Annotated in this window: 17 protein-coding genes and 2 tRNA genes; 12 read left to right on the forward strand and 7 right to left on the reverse strand. The window is 64.9% G+C overall.

The genetic code is table 11. From position 1 onward, the window contains the following. Positions 1-38: 38 nt before the first annotated feature. Together QNO10_RS05815 and ettA are read left to right on the forward strand one after the other, a co-directional pair. Positions 39-503, forward strand: coding sequence for a DUF6993 domain-containing protein (locus tag QNO10_RS05815; protein WP_229948799.1), 465 nt, complete (start codon positions 39-41; stop codon positions 501-503). 118 nt (positions 504-621) lie between these two features. Beyond that, positions 622-2,304 (forward strand): energy-dependent translational throttle protein EttA, encoded by a 1,683-nt coding sequence (gene ettA, locus QNO10_RS05820; protein ID WP_229948796.1) that lies wholly within the window; start codon positions 622-624, stop codon positions 2,302-2,304. A gap of 76 nt (positions 2,305-2,380) precedes the next feature. On the opposite strand, the gene QNO10_RS05825 is transcribed toward ettA, so the two are convergent. Then, on the reverse strand, positions 2,381-3,265 hold the full coding sequence (locus QNO10_RS05825) for an acyl-CoA thioesterase (protein WP_229948794.1): 885 nt from the start codon (positions 3,263-3,265) through the stop codon (positions 2,381-2,383). A 143-nt stretch (positions 3,266-3,408) separates the two neighbouring features. Here QNO10_RS05825 and QNO10_RS05830 point away from each other — a divergent pair, with 143 nt between their 5' ends. Then, positions 3,409-3,882 (forward strand): acyl-CoA thioesterase, encoded by a 474-nt coding sequence (locus tag QNO10_RS05830; protein ID WP_229948792.1) that lies wholly within the window; start codon positions 3,409-3,411, stop codon positions 3,880-3,882. Beyond that, the gene (locus QNO10_RS05835) at positions 3,883-4,554 is read left to right on the forward strand and encodes a DUF8185 domain-containing protein (RefSeq protein ID WP_229948789.1); all 672 of its coding nucleotides are present in this window, start codon (positions 3,883-3,885) and stop codon (positions 4,552-4,554) included. 22 nt (positions 4,555-4,576) lie between these two features. Here QNO10_RS05835 and QNO10_RS05840 read toward each other — a convergent pair whose 3' ends face one another. From QNO10_RS05840 to QNO10_RS05860, 5 genes are all read right to left on the reverse strand, one after another. Further along, positions 4,577-5,062, reverse strand: coding sequence for a globin (locus QNO10_RS05840; RefSeq protein ID WP_229948788.1), 486 nt, complete (start codon positions 5,060-5,062; stop codon positions 4,577-4,579). Next, positions 5,055-5,717 (reverse strand): mechanosensitive ion channel family protein, encoded by a 663-nt coding sequence (locus QNO10_RS05845; protein WP_229948786.1) that lies wholly within the window; start codon positions 5,715-5,717, stop codon positions 5,055-5,057. The genes QNO10_RS05840 and QNO10_RS05845 overlap by 8 nt, the downstream gene beginning before the upstream one ends. A 50-nt stretch (positions 5,718-5,767) precedes the next feature. After that, positions 5,768-6,286 (reverse strand): OsmC family protein, encoded by a 519-nt coding sequence (locus tag QNO10_RS05850; protein ID WP_229948784.1) that lies wholly within the window; start codon positions 6,284-6,286, stop codon positions 5,768-5,770. A gap of 57 nt (positions 6,287-6,343) precedes the next feature. After that, positions 6,344-8,896, reverse strand: coding sequence for an aminopeptidase N (pepN, locus tag QNO10_RS05855; protein ID WP_229948946.1), 2,553 nt, complete (start codon positions 8,894-8,896; stop codon positions 6,344-6,346). Between the two features lie 112 nt (positions 8,897-9,008). After that, complete coding sequence (locus QNO10_RS05860) at positions 9,009-12,239, reverse strand: hypothetical protein (RefSeq protein ID WP_229948781.1); 3,231 nt, start codon at positions 12,237-12,239, stop codon at positions 9,009-9,011. 246 nt (positions 12,240-12,485) lie between these two features. On the opposite strand from QNO10_RS05860, the gene QNO10_RS05865 reads away from it, so the two are divergent. Next, positions 12,486-12,956, forward strand: coding sequence for a ribose-5-phosphate isomerase (locus QNO10_RS05865; RefSeq protein WP_229948944.1), 471 nt, complete (start codon positions 12,486-12,488; stop codon positions 12,954-12,956). Next, positions 12,956-13,861, forward strand: a complete 906-nt coding sequence (locus QNO10_RS05870) for an Fpg/Nei family DNA glycosylase (protein ID WP_229948780.1) — start codon at positions 12,956-12,958, stop codon at positions 13,859-13,861. Before QNO10_RS05865 ends, QNO10_RS05870 begins: the two co-directional genes overlap by 1 nt. Positions 13,862-13,970: 109 nt before the next feature. Here the strand turns inward: QNO10_RS05870 and QNO10_RS05875 are convergent. After that, positions 13,971-14,044, reverse strand: a tRNA-Gly gene (locus tag QNO10_RS05875). Between the two features lie 150 nt (positions 14,045-14,194). Here QNO10_RS05875 and QNO10_RS05880 point away from each other — a divergent pair. The 6 genes from QNO10_RS05880 to QNO10_RS05905 all read left to right on the forward strand — a co-directional run bounded on the left by QNO10_RS05880 (position 14,195) and on the right by QNO10_RS05905 (position 19,483). Further along, a tRNA-Pro gene (locus QNO10_RS05880) sits at positions 14,195-14,268 on the forward strand. 54 nt (positions 14,269-14,322) lie between these two features. Then, positions 14,323-15,675, forward strand: coding sequence for a trigger factor (tig, locus tag QNO10_RS05885; protein WP_229948778.1), 1,353 nt, complete (start codon positions 14,323-14,325; stop codon positions 15,673-15,675). A 278-nt stretch (positions 15,676-15,953) separates the two neighbouring features. Further along, a complete protein-coding gene (locus QNO10_RS05890; protein WP_229948941.1) occupies positions 15,954-16,574 on the forward strand; it encodes an ATP-dependent Clp protease proteolytic subunit in 621 nt (206 codons plus the stop codon). Positions 16,575-16,623: 49 nt separating this feature from the next. Then, positions 16,624-17,298 (forward strand): ATP-dependent Clp protease proteolytic subunit, encoded by a 675-nt coding sequence (locus QNO10_RS05895; protein ID WP_227921049.1) that lies wholly within the window; start codon positions 16,624-16,626, stop codon positions 17,296-17,298. A 169-nt stretch (positions 17,299-17,467) separates the two neighbouring features. Then, the gene (clpX, locus tag QNO10_RS05900; RefSeq protein WP_229948776.1) at positions 17,468-18,760 is read left to right on the forward strand and encodes an ATP-dependent Clp protease ATP-binding subunit ClpX; all 1,293 of its coding nucleotides are present in this window, start codon (positions 17,468-17,470) and stop codon (positions 18,758-18,760) included. A 66-nt stretch (positions 18,761-18,826) separates the two neighbouring features. Beyond that, a complete protein-coding gene (locus QNO10_RS05905; protein ID WP_229948774.1) occupies positions 18,827-19,483 on the forward strand; it encodes a mycothiol-dependent nitroreductase Rv2466c family protein in 657 nt (218 codons plus the stop codon). The last annotated feature ends 53 nt before the right edge of the window (positions 19,484-19,536 follow it).

Consider the following 19,536-nt stretch of genomic DNA (forward strand, 5'->3'; position numbering starts at 1 on the left):
CCTTCTCCCGGCAGTATGGCGCATGGCACAATCACCGGATGACGGACCGCCGCAGACCCCCGCACGCCGCTGCCATTGCGCTGGCGGGAGGCTCTATGGCGCTCGCAGTGGTCCTTGCCGGCTGCATCATGACGGGGGAGGGCGCCGGGGAAGACAAGGTCGCGGCGCCCGCCGGTTCCGCGGCCACGGAACCGGCCCCGCCCCGCGCTGCCGAGTCCAGTCCCACGCCGGTGGAAACGCTGGAATCGGAACTCGGGAAGCTGGCCGCATCCGATCCATCCCCGGACCGGCAGGCCATGGCTGACGCCTTCGCCGCGGCCGGGTTCCCGGCGGCATCGGTGGAAGTCTCGGCTGACCGGACCCCCACCGGGCTGGAGATCGACTCGATCCAGGCCGCCGCCTTGCAGGGCGGGGAATGTGTGTTCGGCGAAGTGAGGGACGGTGCGGCCACCGTGACCGTGCTTCCACCGCTGTCCGACGGCGGCTGCTTCGTGGGGGACTGAAACCGGGACTGACGCCGGGGACTCAAGCCGGGACTGACGCTGGATCTGGGACTGGAGCCTGCCCTGCCGAATCGGGACAAATGGTATATATCGGCGCTGACACATTAGCCTTGGTGGTATGGCGGAATTTATCTACACGATGACCAAGGCCCGCAAGGCCGTTGGCGACAAAGTTATCCTCGACGACGTAAGCATGTCCTTCTACCCCGGTGCCAAGATCGGCGTGGTGGGTCCCAACGGTGCGGGTAAGTCCACCATCCTCAAGATCATGGCTGGACTGGACACCCCCTCCAACGGTGAGGCCCGGCTCAGCGCCGGCTACACGGTGGGAATCCTGCTCCAGGAACCGCCGCTGAATGAGGAAAAGACCGTACTCGGCAACGTCCAGGAGGGCGTTGGAGAGATCTACGGCAAGATCCAGCGGTTCAACGAAATTTCTGAAGAGATGTCGCAGCCGGACGCTGACTTCGACAGCCTGCTCGAGGAAATGGGCAAGCTGCAGGAAGCCATCGACGCCGCCGATGCCTGGGACATTGATTCCCAGCTCGAACAGGCCATGGACGCCCTGCGCTGCCCACCGCCCGAAGCCGATGTCACCCTTCTCTCCGGTGGTGAGCGGCGGCGCGTGGCACTGTGCAAGCTGCTGCTGCAGAAGCCGGACCTGCTGCTCCTTGACGAACCCACCAACCACCTCGACGCGGAGAGCGTGCTCTGGCTTGAGCAGCACCTGTCGGCCTACCACGGCGCCGTCCTGGCCGTGACCCACGACCGGTACTTCCTGGACCACGTGGCCCAGTGGATTGCCGAGGTCGACCGCGGGCACCTGTACCCGTACGAGGGTAACTACTCCACCTACCTGGAGAAGAAGCGTGCCCGCCTGGAAGTCCAGGGCAAAAAGGACCAGAAGCTGGCCAAGCGCCTCACCGATGAGCTGGACTGGGTCCGCTCCAATGCCAAGGGCCGCCAGACCAAGTCGAAGGCCCGTCTGGCCCGCTACGAGGAAATGGCCGCGGAGGCCGACCGCACCCGCAAGCTGGACTTCGAAGAAATCCAGATCCCGCCGGGCCCGCGGCTGGGTTCCCTGGTCCTTGAGGCCAAGAACCTGCAGAAGGGCTTCGGTGACCGGCAGCTTATTGACGGCCTGTCCTTCTCCCTGCCCCGCAACGGCATTGTCGGCGTGATCGGCCCGAACGGCGTTGGTAAGTCGACGCTGTTCAAGACCATCGTCGGCCTGGAAGAGCTCGACGGCGGTGAACTGAAGATCGGCGACTCCGTGAAGATCTCCTACGTGGACCAGTCCCGCGGCGGGATCGATCCGGAGAAGAGCCTGTGGGAAGTCGTTTCCGAGGGGCACGACTGGATCCAGGTGGGCCAGGTGGAAATGCCGTCGCGTGCCTATGTGTCGGCCTTCGGCTTCAAGGGTCCGGACCAGCAGAAGAAGGCCGGGGTGCTCTCCGGTGGTGAGCGCAACCGCCTGAACCTGGCGATGACCCTGAAGCAGGGCGGAAACCTGCTCCTGCTCGATGAGCCCACTAACGACCTGGACGTGGAAACCCTTTCCAGCCTGGAAAACGCACTGCTGGAATTCCCCGGCTGTGCCGTGGTGGTCTCCCACGACCGCTGGTTCCTGGACCGGGTGGCCACCCACATCCTGGCCTTCGAAGGCACCGAAGAGAACCCGGCGAACTGGTACTGGTTCGAGGGCAACTTCGAGTCCTACGAGCAGAACAAGATCGAACGACTCGGCCCGGACGCGGCCAAGCCGCACCGGGTAACCCACCGCCGCCTCACCCGCGACTAAGGGCGCTCCCGGATAACGAAGAGCTCCGCTTCCCCCAGGGGAAGCGGAGCTCTTTTTGTGTCTGCGGCGGATGCAGCTACTGCGGAATGCGGATCATTCCTTCCTGGGCCACGGTGGCCACCAGTTCGCCGCTGCGGTTGAAGATCCGGCCGGTGGACAGGCCACGGGCGGCGGAGGCGCTCGGTGATTCCTGGACATACAGCAGCCAGTCATCAACCCGCACCGGGCGGTGCCACCACATGGCGTGGTCCAGGCTGGCAATGCTCATGCCGGGGGTGGTCCAGGAAAGCCCGTGCCCGCGCAGGACCGGTTCCAGCAGCGTGTAGTCGCTGGCATAGGCGAGGACCGCGCGGTGCAGGTTCTCGCCGTCGGGCAGCGGCTTGAACGTCTTCATCCAGACCGCGTTGTGCGGTGTCTTTTCGCGGCCGGCGCGGACGTAGACCGGGTCCATGACGTGGCGGATATCCATCGGGCGCCGGTGGGACCAGGCTTCGGCCACGGGATGGTCGAAGTCCTTCAGCAGTTCGGCAGTGGTCGGCAGGTCCTCCGGTTCGGGGATGCCCGCAGGCATCTCCTCCTGGTGGTCGACGCCGGAATCGGGAATCTGGAAGGAGGCAATCATGGACAGGATCGGTTTGCCGTCCTGGTACGCGTGGCTGCGCCGGGCGGAGAAGGACCGGCCGTCCCTTAGGCGTTCCACGCCGAAGGTGATGGGCACTTCGGTGTCACCGGGACGCAGGAAGTAGCCGTGCATGGAGTGCATGACCCGGTCTTCGGGAACGGTCCGGGCAGCGGCGACGAGGGACTGGCCCAGCACCTGCCCGCCGAAGACCCGCTTGCGCGGCTCCGGCTGGGAGTCACCGACAAAGATGTCCTCATCCGTCTTCGCACCGCCGGCAGAGCTGAGGTTCAGCAGTTTCAACAGCGAGGCTGTCGGATCGAAGGACTCATCAATGGACATCAGGGACTATCTCCTAGCAGCAAAGGCAACGCTTCCGGGGGAACCACGGAACACTCTTATCTTAAACGTACCGGGCAGTAACATCGCCGCCGGACCGCGGACGGCGTTTTAGGGCAAACCTCACTCTCTGAAAGGATGGGAGCATGCATCGTTTTCCCATCCAGCTTCGGTTCGGCGACCAAGATCCCAACGGCCACGTTAACAACGTCGCGTTCGTCCAGTTCCTCGAGGAGGCACGGGTCCAGCTGGGCCTGCTGCCGCTGCCGGAGGGTGCCGGGGGACCGGGGAGCTTTCGCGACCTGACCGGGGACCGGACGGCAACCTATGTGGCCCGGCAGGAAATCGAGTATCTCGCGCCGCTGCTCCACGGGAAGGAACCTCTCTGGGTGGACGTCTGGGTGACACGCATCGGTTCCAGCAGTCTCAGTTACGGCTTCCGGCTGGCCGATGAAGACCGGGACACGGTGTATGCCCACGCCGAAGCGGCCATGGTGCAGGTGGAGGCGGCCACCGGCAAACCCATGCCGCTCACCGACAGACAGCGCCGGGTGCTCCAGGAATGGCTGGGCGAGCCTGTGCCGTTCCGTGCCGCCGCCACTGCAGGAAAAGGAAACTAGATGGACACCGAGCTCCAGCTGGCGGATCCGCAGGTCACGGCTGATCTGCGCAACTTCATCACCCGTGCCAGGGCCGCCGATGACGGTGCCGTACGCCTGCAGGCGGTCGGCAGTGTCCTGGCCGCCTATGTGTGCATCCTGCGCCCCCGCATCCTGGGTGAGGGCACCCCGACCGTGCTGGGCCTGCGGACCATGCCGTTGGCGTCCCCCGCCGAGGTTGACGCCACGGTGCAGCTCTCGGCGGTAGGCGACCGGCTGGCCCGGATGGGATCCGCCGAGACGCTGCTTCAGGTGCCGCCGATGACCGTGCGTGAGACCTGGGCGGGCATTCTGCCTCCGCGGTCCGGCTGGGAGCCGGCCGGCCGGGTCCCCGTCCAGCTCCTGGAGCAGACCGCGCACCGCGGAATCCGTGAGGTGGCTGCGATGCTGCCGCAGAGCCCGGGAGCCGCCGTCGTACACAGTGCGCGTTCCGGAGTCTGGGCGCAGCCAATGGGCGGAACCGCGGTGCCGGTGCCGGCGGGAGCCGCATTTGCGGCGCTCTCCCTCGGCTTCCTGCCGGGGGACGGCCCGGACGCCGGAGGCGCCGAGGCCGCCCTGTTCAGCAACGGGCGCTGGCTGCGGCTGAGCACAGCCCGCGGGCACGTCCTGACGCGGCTGCCGGCGGTCCTGTAGACGCTGGCAGCCCGGCGCGGCTTTACGCCGAGTTGACCATGGAGTGGGCGGCCCGCTCCAGGTAGTCCCACAGGGTTCCCTCGTGCAGGGGAGAGAGGTCGAGGGAGTCGACGGCGGCGCGCATGTGGCGCAGCCAGGCATTCCGGGCCGCGGGGGTGACGATGAACGGCATGTGCCGCATCCGCAGGCGCGGATGTCCGCGCTGTTCGCCGTAGGTCTTCGGGCCGCCCCAGTATTGCTCCAGGAAGAGCAGCAGGCGTTCCTTGGCGGGGCCCAGGTCCTCTTCGGGATACATCGGGCGCATCAGCGGATCGTCAGCCACACCGTCGTAGAACACGTCAACGAGCTTCACGAAGGTGGGGTGGCCGCCTACGGCCTCGTAGAAGTTGTCGGTGTACTGCGGCTGCTGGAAGGCCGGCGGCTGCTGGCTGGACGGCTGCGCGGGCTGCAGCGGGAGGGATGAGGCGCTGGGCGGCGCCGGTTCGCCCAGCGGGGCCGGATCAGTCATTGGCGGCCATTCCGTCCTTGACGGGTTCCGTCTTCGCCGGTTCGGCCTCGCCCACGTAGGTGCCCTGGGAGCGGTTGCCGATCTTGGCGATTTCACCGTTGCGGATGTACCAGATGACGCCGCGGTCATCGATGATCCGGGTAATCCGGATCCCCACCGACTGCACCGTTCCGGCGGTGTCACCAACTTCGATGACGTCGCCGATCCCGTACTGGTCCTCAATGGTGATGAAGAATCCGGCCAGCGCGTCGCGGATGAGTTCCCGCGCGCCGAAACCAAGGGCAATACCGACAATGCCGACGCTGGCCAGCAGCGGGGCGATGTTGATTCCGATGGCGTCCAGCACCATGATGATCGCGACAGTCCAGATGGAGACATTGACGGCGCTGCGGAGCAGGGCGCCGATGGTGTCGGCACGCTGGGCGCGGCGTTTCTTGTCCAGGTTGCGCATCACCGGCTGCGCCCATTTGATCTTGGAGGAATGCAGCAGCGAATAGCCCTTCTGGGCACGCGCCACCAACCGGTTGATCAGGAAGCGCGCGGCGAACCAGACGCCGGTGGCGGCCAGGACAATAACGGCAGCCTCGATCAGGCCCGACATGTCAAAGTCGTTGAGGGTCACTGACGAGAGGTCAATTTCGGAAGCGGAAAGCACGGGTAGCTGGTCATCCTTATGTTGTAGCCGGAGAGGGTCTGCGGTTAAGGCTACCCGGCCACGCCGTCCCCGGACGGTATCCCGGTGCTGCTGAAGATTACCGGCTGGTGCTCCACCGGGAAGTTCACGCTCCTGGCGATGAAGCAGAGGCGGTGCGCCTCGCTGTGCATCGGGCCTCCGGCCAGCTCGACGGCGGCGGGACCGCCGGCGTCATCGATGGTCACCTGGGGGCGCAGCAGCACCGAGGTGAATTCACCGCTGCCGTCCCGGTTCAGGCGCAGCAGACCCTCGGGGGAGTCCTGGTAGGCAAGGACACGGATGCCGTTCCGGACCGCGACATGGAGGTAGGACAGCATATGGCACTGTGCCAGGGCGGCAAGCAGCAGCTGTTCGGGGTTCCAGCGGTCGCGGTCCCCATGGAAGGTTGGATCGGCGGTTCCGGGCAGGTCGGGCAGCCCGGCGGCCCGGATGAGGTGGTCGCGGCCGTAGCCGCGGTACGAGTCCGTGCCCCCGCCGCGGTTTCCCGTCCATTCGAGCTCGAGCGTGTAACGGTGTTCGGAAAGGTTCACGCTCTCCAAGCTACCGTCTCCGCCCTCACATGGAAGGGAAACCGCCGCGGTTTGGTGCTACCGGTCGGCGTCCTGGGCCTTCAATGCGCGGACGACGCCGTCGCGGTTTTCCAGGATCAGGCGGCGCAGTGAGGGGGAGTCCGCGCCCAGATCGGCCAGGAAGGAATCGGTGGCCTCCACCGTTTCCCGACGGGTCAGCCGGGAGGGATAGAGGCCGACGGCGATCTGCTGGGCAATCTCATGGGTCCGGCTGGCCCAGACATCGCGGATCGACGCGAAGTACTTGTCGGCATACGGTTCCAGCAGCTGCGCGTCGTGGACCCGCATGAACCCGGCGATGGCGGAACGCTGGGCGGCGTTGGGCATGTCCGACCGTTCCACGATCGCTTCCCAGGCCGCCGCCTTTGCCTCGGCGGTGGGCAGCGCCGCCCGTGCCATGGCGCCGGCAAGGGCACCGGTGGCGGTGGCATCGCGTTCCAGCTCGGCGTCGATATCTTCGGCACCCATCCGGCCCCCCGCCACGAGGCCGGTGAGCAGCTCCCACCGCAGGTCCGCGTCAATGCTCAGCCCTTCAAGGGACTGGCTGCCGGCGAACAATGCCGCCAGCGTGTCCAGCTGCGCGCCGGAGGAGGCATGGGCGGCAAAGGCCTTGACGAACTGCAGCTGGGAATCCGAACCCGGCTCCGCAGCGGAGGCCAGCTCCCAAAGGCTGTCCGCGGCGGCAACCATCATGGGTTCACGGTCTGCGGGGCTGACATAGAAGGCCAGGGTGGTGGCCAGCTGGCGCAGCAATACCTGCACCACGGTGGAATCGGATTCGGAGGCGATGTTCTGCAGGACCAGTTCCACATAGTTGCGGGCCGGGATCTCCGCATCCCGCGCAGCGTCCCAGGCCGAGGCCCAGACGAGGGTGCGGGGAAGGGAATCGGCAATGTTGCGCAGGTTCCTGGTGGCGGTGTGCTGCGAGGCATCGTCGAGGCGGATCTTTGCGTAGGCAAGATCGTCGTCGTTGAGCAGCACCAGGGCCGGCCGGGGCTGACCGGCGAGGTCGGGCACCTCGGTGCGTCCGCCGTCGACGTCGAGCTCCACGCGGTGCGTGCGCTGCAGCCGGCCGTCTTCGTCCGGGTTGTAGAAGCCGATGGCCAGGCGGTGCGGGCGCAGCGTGGGGTATTCCTCGATGGCGCTCTGCAGGACGGCGAAGGAGGTGATGGTGCCGTCCCCGTCGGTCTCGATTTCAGGGCGCAGCGTGTTCACGCCGGCGGTTTCCAGCCACTGGGCGGACCATTCCTTCAGGTCCCGTCCGCTGGCGGTTTCCAGCTCCGACAGCAGGTCCGCGAGCTCCGTGTTGTGCCAGGCGTGCTTGCCGAAGTACTCGCGCACCCCGGCCATGAACTTGTCCTGGCCGACCCAGGCCACCAGCTGCTTGAGCACCGAAGCGCCCTTGGCGTAGGTGATGCCGTCGAAGTTGACCTGGACGTCTTCCAGGTCGCGGATTTCGGCGACGATCGGGTGGGTGGTGGGCAACTGGTCCTGGCGGTAGGCCCAGGCCTTTTCCAGGGAGGCGAAGGTGGTCCACGCCTGCTTGAACTCCGTGGCCTCCGCCGCCGCGAGGGTGGACATGAACTCCGCGAAGGATTCGTTCAGCCAGAGGTCGTTCCACCAGCGCATGGTGACGAGATCGCCAAACCACATGTGTGCCAGTTCGTGCAGGATGGTCACTGCGCGGCGTTCAACCGTGGCGTCCGTGACCCGGGAGCGGAAGACGTAGCTCTCCAGGAAGGTCACGGCGCCGGCGTTTTCCATGGCGCCGGCGTTGAACTCCGGCACGAAGAGCTGGTCGTACTTTTCGAACGGGTAGGGGGTGCCGAACTGCTCCTCGTAGAAGGCAAAGCCCTGCCGGGTCAGTTCGAAGATGTTCTCTGCGTCCATGAACTGCATCAGGGACCGGCGGGCAAACACACCCAGGGGGATGGTGCGTCCGTCGGAGCTGGTCAGTTCGCTGCGGACGGACTGGTACGGGCCGGCGATCAAGGCGGTGATGTAGGACGAGATGCGCGGGGTCGGCTCGAAGGACCAGGTGGAGCGCGGGCTGGCGTCGTTCAGGTCGCCGGCGGCAACGGGTTCCGGGGTGGGGGAGTTGGAGATGACATCCCAGTGCGACGGCGCCGTGACCGTAAAACGGAAGGTGGCTTTGAGGTCGGGCTGCTCGAAGACTGCGAACATCCGGCGGGAGTCCGGCACCTCGAACTGCGAATACAGGTAAACCTCGTTGTCCACCGGATCAACGAAGCGGTGCAGGCCCTCACCGGTGTTCATGTAGAGGGCGTCGGCCTCCACCACCAGTTCATTGGACTCGGCGAGGTTCGGCAGGGAAATGCGTACGCCGTCGGACACCTCCGCCGGGTCCAGGGATACGCCGTTCAAGGTAATCCGGTGGACGGCGGCGGTAACGGCATCGATAAACGTGGAGGCGCCCTGCTGTGCGGAGAACCGGACAACCGTGGTGCTGCCGAAGACCTCATCCCCCCGGGTGAGGTCCAGATTCACGTCATAAGATTCGACATTTATCAGTTCAGCGCGTTCACGGGCCTCGGAGCGCGTGAGATTCATACCTGGCAAGGGGGTGCCTTTCGAAAGGGGCGTGTCCAGCGGTTCCACGGGTCCGTGGAACCGCTGGACTATTTACGACAATTGCAACATTGTCTCACCAGATGTCCTTTTCTTACACGTAGGTGATCTGAACCGAACCGTTGGAGCGAAGCGTAATTTTGCCACCCTGGAACAATTGTTCTGTCCCACCGGGAACGGCATATTCGCCGGACCTCGGATAGCCCAGCCGTCCGTTTTCCCAGCCCTGTTCCGCATAGGCAGTGCGTATGCGTCCGGCGTTAATCTGGGGTCCTGTTGCGGCTGACCAGTAAATGGTTCCTCCCTGGAAGGACTGGTACGCGCCCCCATCCCTGATCTTGATCTCCCCGGTGACAGGGAATCCCAACGGGCCGTTTTCCCACCCCTGGTTGGCGTATGCCGTCCTGATTCCGCCGGCGTTGGCGTGGGCACCGGTTGCGGGCGACCAGTAGATGGCGCCTCCCTGGAAGGACTGGTAGACACCGCCGTCCTTGATGGGCACCTCACCCGAGGTCGGCATCCCCAGGAAGCCATGTTCGTAGCCGTTTGCCGCATACACGGCTCGGACACTGCCGATGTTGCTGTGCGCACCCGCCGAGGGGGACCAGTAGATGGCCCCGCCTTGGAAGGACTGGTAGACCCCATTAGCCAAAGGAACTTCAGCAGCAGTCGGATAGCCCAGCTTACCCTTCTCGCTTCCCTGCTTGCGGTAAACATCCAGCAGGGCGCCATTCCGGATAGGGGCCGAGCCCGTGGCCGTGCTCCAGTAGATGACACCGTTTTTGAAGTGCTGCACTGCCCCCTGGGCCAGAGCGGATTCCTGTCCGAGCGGGAAACCGTATACCCCGGAAGGTCCGCCGGCCATCGAGTAGGCGTAGCCGATGGAACCGGCAACGCTGTTGACCTTGGTCTCCGGGGACCACGTCAGGCGTCCGCCCTGGAATTCCTGGGTAAGACCGCCGGCAACGGCCGACTGCCCGGAGACGGGATAGCCAAACTTGCTGTTCTGGGCACCCTGTTTGCGGTACTCGTCCGAAATGACGCCGTCAGGCAGGTGAACAGATCCGGTCCCGGGGCTCCAGTAAATGGTTCCGTACTGGAACCGCTGTGAGGCACCGCCGTTGTTCAGAACCACTTCGTTTTCACTGGGGAAGCCCAATTTTCCTGCGGGTCCACCCGAAGCCATGTACGAGTACCCGATAGACCCTGAGAGTGTCCGGGTGCCGTGCGAGGCAGACCAGATGAGGCGTCCGCCTTCATAGTCCTGGATCAGGCCGCCGGCCGACGCATACTCGTCGGAGAGGGGGAAGCCAAGCTTTCCTGTCTGATAGCCCTGTGCGGCATAGACGTCCCGGATCGGTCCCGCTTTTGACACATACGCCCCAATACCCGAGCGCCACATGATGGATCCGCCCTGGTAGTTCTGGAACGTGCCGCCCCCGGGGATCGCCACGATCTCGGTCGTCGGGTAGCCAAGGCTTCCGTGCTCCCAGCCTTGGCGGGCGAATGCCTGCCGGATCTCGCCATTGGGGGAAACGCGGGCACCAGTGGGTGCGCTCCAATAGATGACGCCGCCCTCGAAGTTCTGGTAGACGCCGCCCTTACCTCCGGGGAGTTCTCCCGAGGTGGGGTAGCCTAGTGGGCCGTCCTGGGAATTCTGGGCGACATACCCGGAACGAACAGCGCCACTGACTGCATGGGCGCCGTAACCGGGCGCCCAAATAATAACGCCGTTCTGGAACGTCTGGTAGGAGCCTCCATCACGAAGTCCGCCGACGACTTCCGACGTCGCGTTACCCAGCCACGGCTGGGCAGAACGGACGGAAGCAATGTCCTGCCCGGCACGTGCGGCGCTGCCGCCGGTGACGGTGACCGAAGCCGCATCCGCGCTGATCCAATCAATCTTGACGGTAGTGCCCGTGTGGGTACGGAAGGTCTGGCCTGCCTGCCAGGTGCTGTTTGCGTTGGTGTATCCGGCGAAGTCGCGGGTATTCGGTGCCACCACGAGCGAATTGAGCGCCCAGTTGTTGGCCAGGTCCCGTTTCACGATCTTGACTCCGCGGTTTCCTCCGACGGCTGTGGAAGCGTCATATCCCACGGGAAGCCGCAGCTCCAGATAGTAGGTTTCCCCTGACGAGTCCTTGAACTTGACGGCCCGGTTCGAATCCGACCCTGCCCAGGCCCTCAGGGTATAGCTGGTGGACGACGCCGGAGTGCCCGCATTGCGTATTTCATCGCCGCGGCCGAATCCGCCTATGTCCCAGAAGAAGGAGTTGATGACCGGCATCGGGTACTGGGCATAGCCCATCAGATCCGAGGTATCTCCGTATTCGCGTGAAGTACAGGATCCGTCGCCCCACGCACCGTTACCGCCAAGCCAGACGTCGGAGAGCCCGTTGTTGCATTTGAGGCTGTTGGCGTGGAGCAGGCCCAGGACATGGCCGAGCTCGTGGGTGACCACGTTATTGGTGAAGCCGGAGGGGCGGGGCATAAGCACCGAGCCGCTCGTTGGTCCGCTGGTCCAGCCGCCGCCCAGAATGCCGCCGTAGCCCCCGCTGCGCAGGTCCCCTGCCGGGACGAAGACCACCAGGGCCTCATCGGGATCTTCGTACCAGTTGAGGTCCCGCCTGATGGTGTTCATCATGTCCGCGTAGTCCTGCCCGGAGTTCGCGCTGCTGTTAATGGATCTTTCCGCCACGATGCTCATACCCAGCCGGTTGTTGGACATGGCGCGCCAGTATTTGTTTGCCTCGGCGATGGAGCCGCGGGCGGCGTTCTGGTCCACCCCGTTGCGGTTATCCGTCAGGGTGGCAAAGACCAGGGTGACCTTGATGGTTCCGCTGCGGGCCGCCGCACCCGCGGTGCTTGCTCCGCCATTCCGTGCACTGAAGGTGGAGGTGCCGTGATCGTGGACCGCGGAGATGTCGGTCTCGACGGCCGACCGGACGGTTCCGTCGGGGTCCGTCACCATCGGGGTGTTAGGCCCGGGAACGGGGAAACCGCCGCCGACCACCGGCTCGTAGCCCTCGTCGTCCTTCGGATCGTCCGTCTCACCGCCGGACTGCTCGGATTTCGCGTCCGCAGGGGCGGTGGGCTGCACCGGTTCCGTGGCTGCCGCTTCGGGCGTGGCCGGTACCGTAGCCGCCGTCGCATCATCCGCCGGCTCCTGCGCCGGGGATGTGGGAGGCAACGTCGATGCGGCGCCCCCGGCGGGCGCGCCGGTGGCAGCCGGGTCCGGGAGGTCGGTGTAATCCTGCGCCGGCAGTCCACCGGCCGTCAGGGCAACGGCGAGGACGGCCAGAACTGCGAGTTTTGCACTTTTCAATGTAATTCCTTGTAGAGCGAGACATGGTGGACGCTGCGGTGGAACGGCTGCAGCGCCCGCGTCCGACGTGGGGGGACCGGGGCCGAACCCAGGGGGATCGGAATATGGTCCTATCTGCCTTATCGGCAGGCCCGCGCGGAATGTAAGCCGGATTTTCTGACCAGGAGCCGTGGATTTGGAAAGGCACTCCACGGGAAAGTTAGGCTGGACATGTTCCCCACCCCCGACGAAACGGACTTACTCCACATGCGCGTCCACATTGCCACCGACCATGCAGGCATGGACCTGAGCTCCCACCTCATTGCCCATCTGGCGGGCAAGGGGTACGACGTCGTCGACCACGGTCCGCGGAAATACGATGCGGAAGACGATTACCCGGCGTTCTGCATTGACGCCGCCGAGGCAGTGGTCCGGGACCAGGAAGCCGGCACCGCAGCCCTGGGAATCGTGCTGGGAGGATCAGGCAACGGCGAGCAGATCGCCGCCAACAAGGTCCGCGGCGTCCGCGCGGCATTGGCCTGGAACCTGGAAACAGCCAGGCTCGCCCGGCAGCACAACGATGCGAACATCGTGGCTGTCGGCGGCCGGCAGCACACCGTCGAGGAAGCCACGGAAATCATCGAGGCCTTCCTTGCCGAACCCTTCAGCGACGCCGAACGCCACGTCCGCCGGATTGGGCAGATTGCACGGTACGAAGCCACCGGTTCAACTCTCTGATGCCCGAGGGCCACTCCATACACCGCCTGGCCCGGCAGTTCTCCTCCGTATTCGGCGGGTCCAGGCTCGCGGTCAGCAGTCCGCAGGGCCGGTTCGCCGCAGGTGCCGCGCAGCTGGACGGCCACGTGCTCGAGGGCGCGTCCGCCACGGGGAAGCAGCTGTTCCTGCACTTCGACAACGATCTGTATCTGCGTATCCACCTCGGCCTGTACGGTGCCTTTGATTTCGGCGGAGATGAAACGTTCGCCGGTGCCTCCAGCATCGGTGCGCCCAGACGGGTGGGGGAGCGCGAGACAGCAGGGGACGACGGCGCGGGATACGCCGGGCCGCCCGAGCCAAAGGGGGCCGTGCGGGTCCGGTTGGTCTCCGACCACGGCTGGGCGGATCTACGCGGCCCCACCGCCTGTGAGGTGGTGACGGAAGCCGAGCGCAGCAAGGTGCTGGCACGGCTGGGGCCGGACCCACTGGCGGACGGAGCCGACGGCACCGCTGGAGCCGAGCGGGCGGCCGAATTCACCCGCCGGCTGTGCAGCAAGGGCTCGCCGATTGGCCTGCTCCTGATGAACCAGGAGGTGTTGGCCGGAGTGGGCAATGTCTACCGTGCCGAAGTCCTCTTCCGTGCCGGGATTTCCCCGTGGCGGCTGGGGCGGAGCGTCAACGGGGACGAAGCGCGGGAGCTGTGGAACGACGTCGTCCGGCTGATGAACGACGGCGTGCGGCAGGGCAGGATCATCACCACCCTTCCCGGGGACCGGGAAGACGCCGGCGAACCTGTTCCGGTGTCCGAAGCCCACTATGTCTACCAACGCACGGGGCTGCCGTGCCGGCGGTGCGGAACGCCGGTGTCTGGAACCGAGATGGGTGCGCGGAAACTGTACTGGTGCCCGTCCTGCCAGGCGGACTGACCAACCGGCCGGCACCGGGGGACCGGCACCCGCGGCAAGGCGCCGTGCGCCCCGGTGCACCCCGGCAAACGCAGAAGGGCCTTCCGCACAGCGGAAGGCCCTTCTAAGGTGGAGGGGATGACGGGAATCGAACCCGCGTAATCAGTTTGGAAGACTGAGGCTCTACCATTGAGCTACATCCCCGGCGCCGTAAGGCAGGTTTTACCTTAGCACGCGACAACCGGCCGTGAATAATCGGCCAGCATCCGGTTCCCTGCCGGGTGTGGAATCCGTCCCGGAGCGCGGAAATTCGTCATACCCGCTTCAGGGCAGGTAGGCTGTCAGGTGCACTGACGGGGTGTAGCTCAGCTTGGAAGAGCGCCTGCTTTGGGAGCAGGAAGTCGCAGGTTCAAATCCTGTCACCCCGACTCTGTATAACCATGGTGCAGACCAATCCCAGAACCCTCAGGAGAACTTACGCTGTGAAGAGCGCCGTAGAAAACCTCACACCCACGCGGGTAAAGCTCAACGTCGAAGTTCCGTTCGAGGAACTGAAGCCGAGCATCGAAGAGGCCTACAAGACCATCGCCACTCAGGTGCAGGTCCCGGGCTTCCGCAAGGGCAAGGTTCCCAACCGCCTCATCGATCAGCGCGTTGGCCGCGGCTACGTTCTCGAGACGGCGATCAACGACGGACTGAATGGCTTCTACGCGGAGGCCGTCCAGGAAACCGGTATCAGCCCCATGAGCCGGCCCGAAGTTGAGATCACCGAAGTGCCGGACCCGGCCACCGACGAAGGCCAGCTGGTCTTCACTGTCGAGCTTGACGTCCGCCCCGAGATCGAGCTGCCGGACTACGCCGGCCTCGAGGTCACCGTTGAGCCGGCCGAGGCGTCCGACGAGGACGTCGTCAAGGCCCTGGACGAACTGCGCAGCCGCTTCGGCACGCTGAAGTCCGTGGACCGTCCGGCAGCTGCCGATGACTTCCTGACCATGGACCTGGTTGCCAAGGTTGACGGCGAAGAGGTCGACTCGGCCGCAGACCTGTCCTACCAGGTAGGCGCCGGCACCATGCTTGAGGGCATGGACGAGGCCGTCACCGGTCTGAGCAACGGTGAATCCGCCACCTTCAACACCAAGCTGGCAGGCGGCGAGCACGCCGGCGCCGACGCCGTGGTGACCGTGACGGTCAAGGCTGTCAAGGAGCGCGAGCTCCCCGAAGCCAACGACGACTTCGCCCAGCTGGCAAGCGAGTTCGACACCATTGCCGAACTGCGTGAAGACCTCACCAAGCGGGCCGCTGAGTCCAAGCTGATGGAGCAGGGCGTCGAGGCCCGCGACAAGGTCCTGGAGAAGCTGCTCGAGCTCGTTGAGGTTCCGGTTCCGGAATCCGTTATTGAAGAGCAGATCGAACAGCACTTCAACTCCGAGAGCGCCCAGACCTCCGGTCCGGACCACGACACCGAAGAGCACCGCGCCGAGGTCCGTGCCAACACGGAAGCCGCCTTCAAGAACGAGATCATTCTTGACGCCGTAGCCGAGAAGGAAGAAGTAGGGGTCAACCAGAACGAACTGATCGACTACATCGTTTCATCCGCCTCGCAGTACGGCATGGATCCGAACCAGTTCGCCCAGCTGATCGACCAGAGCGGCCAGGTTCCGATGATGGTCGGCGAAGTCCGCCGCCGCAAGGCGCTGGCCAAGGTCCTCGAGCTGGCCAAGGTCACCGACACCAACGGTGCCGAGATTGACCTGACCGAATTCGTCCGGCCCGCCGGCGAAGAGGCCGAGGCAGTAGAAGCAGACACCGAAGATCAGAACGAAGACAAGGCCTAGCCTGTCCGGTTCTCCCCGGAGAGCCACTGTGCCGCCGTCCCTCCGGGCCGGCGGCACAGCTGTTTAAGCGGGGTTTTCCCCGGTGGGCCGTGCCGCACACCGATGTGACGCGCATCGTGCGCCGTCAGCGAACAGCCAGCGAAACGGCAGCAGGGGACAGCCGCAACAGGCTAGTGTCCTAGAAGAGACAAACGGCAGGAGCCGCTGGCACGGCCAGCACCCGTTCCTGCCAGAGCGAGAGGTCACTCAGTATGGCAACTGCACCGAACACACCCACCATGGCAACGGTGGACCCGGCCGGCCGGGACGACTACATCTACAACCGCCTGCTCAAAGAGCGGATCATCTGGTTGGGCTCGGAAGTCCGGGACGAGAATGCCAACGCGATCTGCTCCCAGCTTCTGCTGCTTTCCGCGGAAGACCCTGAGAAGGACATCTACCTTTACATCAACTCTCCCGGTGGTTCCGTGACCGCAGGCATGGCGATCTACGACACCATGCAGTTCATTCCGAACGACGTCGTCACGGTGGCAACGGGTCTTGCCGCCTCCATGGGCCAGTTCCTGCTGTCCTCCGGCACCAAGGGCAAGCGCTACGCGACCCCGCACGCCCGCATCCTGATGCACCAGCCCTCCGGCGGAATCGGCGGTACGGCTTCGGACATCAAGATCCAGGCTGAGCTGATCCTGAACATGAAGCGTGTGATGGCTGAGCTGACCGCCGAGCAGACCGGCCAGAGCGTTGAGACCATCCTCAAGGACAATGACCGCGACAAGTGGTTCACCGCGCAGGAAGCCCTGGAATACGGCTTCTTCGACAAGATCTCCGCGCACGCAGGCGGAGTGACCGGCGGCGGCGGAACCAACCAGGACCAGGCAGAGGGCAAGGACGAGGACTAAGGTCCCCCCGGCCAGCCACCCCTCCATTTGCAGACTTCAGGAGTAATTCATGAACCATAATTTCGGCACCGCCGGCTCCGCCGTCGCCCCGCAGATGCCCACCAGCCGCTACGTCCTGCCGCAGTTCGAAGAGCGTACGCCCTACGGCTTCAAGCGCCAGGATCCGTACACCAAGCTGTTCGAAGACCGCATCATCTTCCTGGGCGTCCAGGTTGACGACGCGTCTGCAGACGACGTCATGGCCCAGCTGCTGGTCCTTGAGTCCACCGACCCGGACCGCGACATCACCCTGTACATCAACTCCCCGGGCGGATCGTTCACGGCCATGACGGCCATTTACGACACCATGCAGTACATCCGCCCGGAGATCCAGACGGTCTGCCTCGGACAGGCAGCCAGCGCGGCCGCCGTGCTGCTCGCTGCAGGCACGCCGGGCAAGCGCCTGGCACTGCCGAACGCCCGCGTGCTCATCCACCAGCCCTCCCTGTCCGGCGGCCAGGGAGGACAGGCCTCCGACCTGGAAATCCAGGCCGCCGAGGTCATGCGGATGCGCACCTGGCTGGAAGACACCCTGGCGCTGCACTCCAACCGGACCTCCGAGCAGGTCAACACGGACATTGAGCGCGACAAGATCCTGACCGCCGATTCGGCCCTGGAATACGGGTTGATCGACCAGGTGCTTGATTCCCGCAAGCTCAAGACGCCGGCCATCAACAAGATGTAACCAGCTGCACCAAGAAGTAAGCCTGTTCCGGCGGCCCGTGGCGCGTAATATCGCACCACGGGCCGTCTGGTTGCTGAATAGCTCCGCCAAGTGTCCTAGAGTGGATCATGGTTGGCTCAGCACCTGCTGCGGAACCGGTTTTTGAAGGACCATCTAAGGGGACTGAACTATGGCTCGCATTGGTGAGAGCACGGATCTGCTCAAGTGCTCTTTCTGCGGAAAGAGCCAGAAGCAGGTGCGCAAACTCATTGCCGGCCCCGGCGTGTACATCTGTGACGAGTGCATCGACCTCTGCAATGAAATCATTGAGGAAGAACTCTCCGAGGTTGCCGATCTGGGGACCTTCGAGCTGCCCAAACCCCGGGAAATCTTTGACTCGCTGCAGGAATACGTCATCGGCCAGGAACCCGCCAAGCGTTCGCTGGCCGTCGCCGTGTACAACCACTACAAGCGCATCCAGGCCGGCCATGCCCCGCGGGGTGCCGGAAACCTTGCCGATGCCGTAGCCGCCGACGACGTCGAAATCGGCAAGTCCAACATCCTCCTGATCGGCCCCACCGGCTGCGGCAAGACCTATCTGGCGCAGACGCTGGCCCGCCGCCTGAACGTCCCGTTCGCCGTCGCCGACGCCACCGCGCTCACCGAAGCCGGGTACGTGGGTGAAGACGTCGAAAACATTCTGCTGAAGCTCATCCAGGCCGCCGACTACGACGTCAAGAAGGCCGAGCAGGGCATCATCTACATTGACGAAATCGACAAGATCTCCCGCAAGAGTGAGAACCCCTCCATCACCCGGGACGTTTCCGGTGAGGGCGTCCAGCAGGCGCTGCTGAAGATCCTCGAAGGCACCGTTGCCTCCGTGCCGCCACAGGGCGGGCGCAAGCATCCGCACCAGGAATTCATCCAGATCGACACCACCAACGTCCTCTTCATTGTTGCCGGCGCCTTCGCCGGCCTGGAGGAGATCATCGGCTCCCGGTCCGGCCGCAAGGGCATCGGTTTCGGTGCGCCGCTGATCGAAACCACCAAGGGCACGGACTCCTACGCCGAGGTCATGCCCGAGGACCTGCTGAAGTTCGGCCTGATCCCCGAGTTCATTGGCCGCCTGCCGGTCATCACCACCGTCTCCAACCTGGACCGCACGGCCCTGATCCGGATCCTGACAGAGCCTAAGAACGCCCTGGTGAAGCAGTACCAGAAGATGTTCCAGCTCGACGGCGTCGAACTCACCTTCGAGCAGGGCGCACTGGACGCGATCGCCGACCAGGCGCTGGAACGCGGCACCGGCGCCCGCGGCCTGCGGGCCATCCTGGAGGAAGTCCTGCTGCCGGTGATGTTCGATCTGCCGAGCCAGGAAAACGTCGCCACCGTGGTGATTACGGCGGATACCGTGGAGAAGAAGGCCGAACCGACCCTCATCTCCCATGCTGTGGCCACGAAGCGCCGGAACAAATCCGCCTGATCCACGGTTTAGGGAAGTAGTACCAAGGGCGCCAAAGCGCCGCCGACTGCTTCGAAGGAGTTCTCCATGACCGCTGATGCCTCTGTGTCCGCTGCCGGTTCCGCATCCACTGCCGGTTCGGTATCGACTGCCGATTTCTGGTTCGATCCGATGTGCCCGTTCGCCTGGGTCACGTCCCGGTGGATGGACGAGGTGGAAAAGGTCCGCAATGTCCGCACCAACTGGCATGTGATGAGCCTGTCGGTGCTCAACGAGGGCCGCGACCACCTCCCGGAGGACTACCGGAAGCGCATGGACGCTGCCTGGGGACCGGTGCGCGTGATCATCGCGGCCCGGGAACTGCACGGCACCGAGTACATCAAGAAGCTCTACGACGCGATGGGCACCCGCATCCACACCGGCGGGAACTCCGACTTCCCGACGGTGATCCGTGAAGCGCTGGCCGAGGTCGGCCTGCCTGCCGAGCTCGCGCAGTACGCTGACACCGAGGAGTACGACGCGCAGCTGCGCGCCTCCCACAAGGAAGGCATCGCCAAGGTCGGCGACGACGTCGGAACCCCCATCGTGGCCTTCAACGGCACCGCGTTCTTCGGCCCCGTGCTGACCCGCATCCCACGCGGCGAGGAAGCCGGCCGGATGTTCGACGGCGCCGTCATGCTGGCTTCAAACCCGGCGTTCTTCGAACTCAAGCGCAGCCGGACCGAGCACCCGCAGTTCGACTAGGTCCTCAGCACAAAAAACGCCCGGCCGGGTAACCCGGCCGGGCGTTTTCTGCT

Origin of the sequence: Arthrobacter sp. zg-Y919, assembly GCF_030142045.1 — a bacterium.
GTDB lineage: Bacteria > Actinomycetota > Actinomycetes > Actinomycetales > Micrococcaceae > Arthrobacter_B.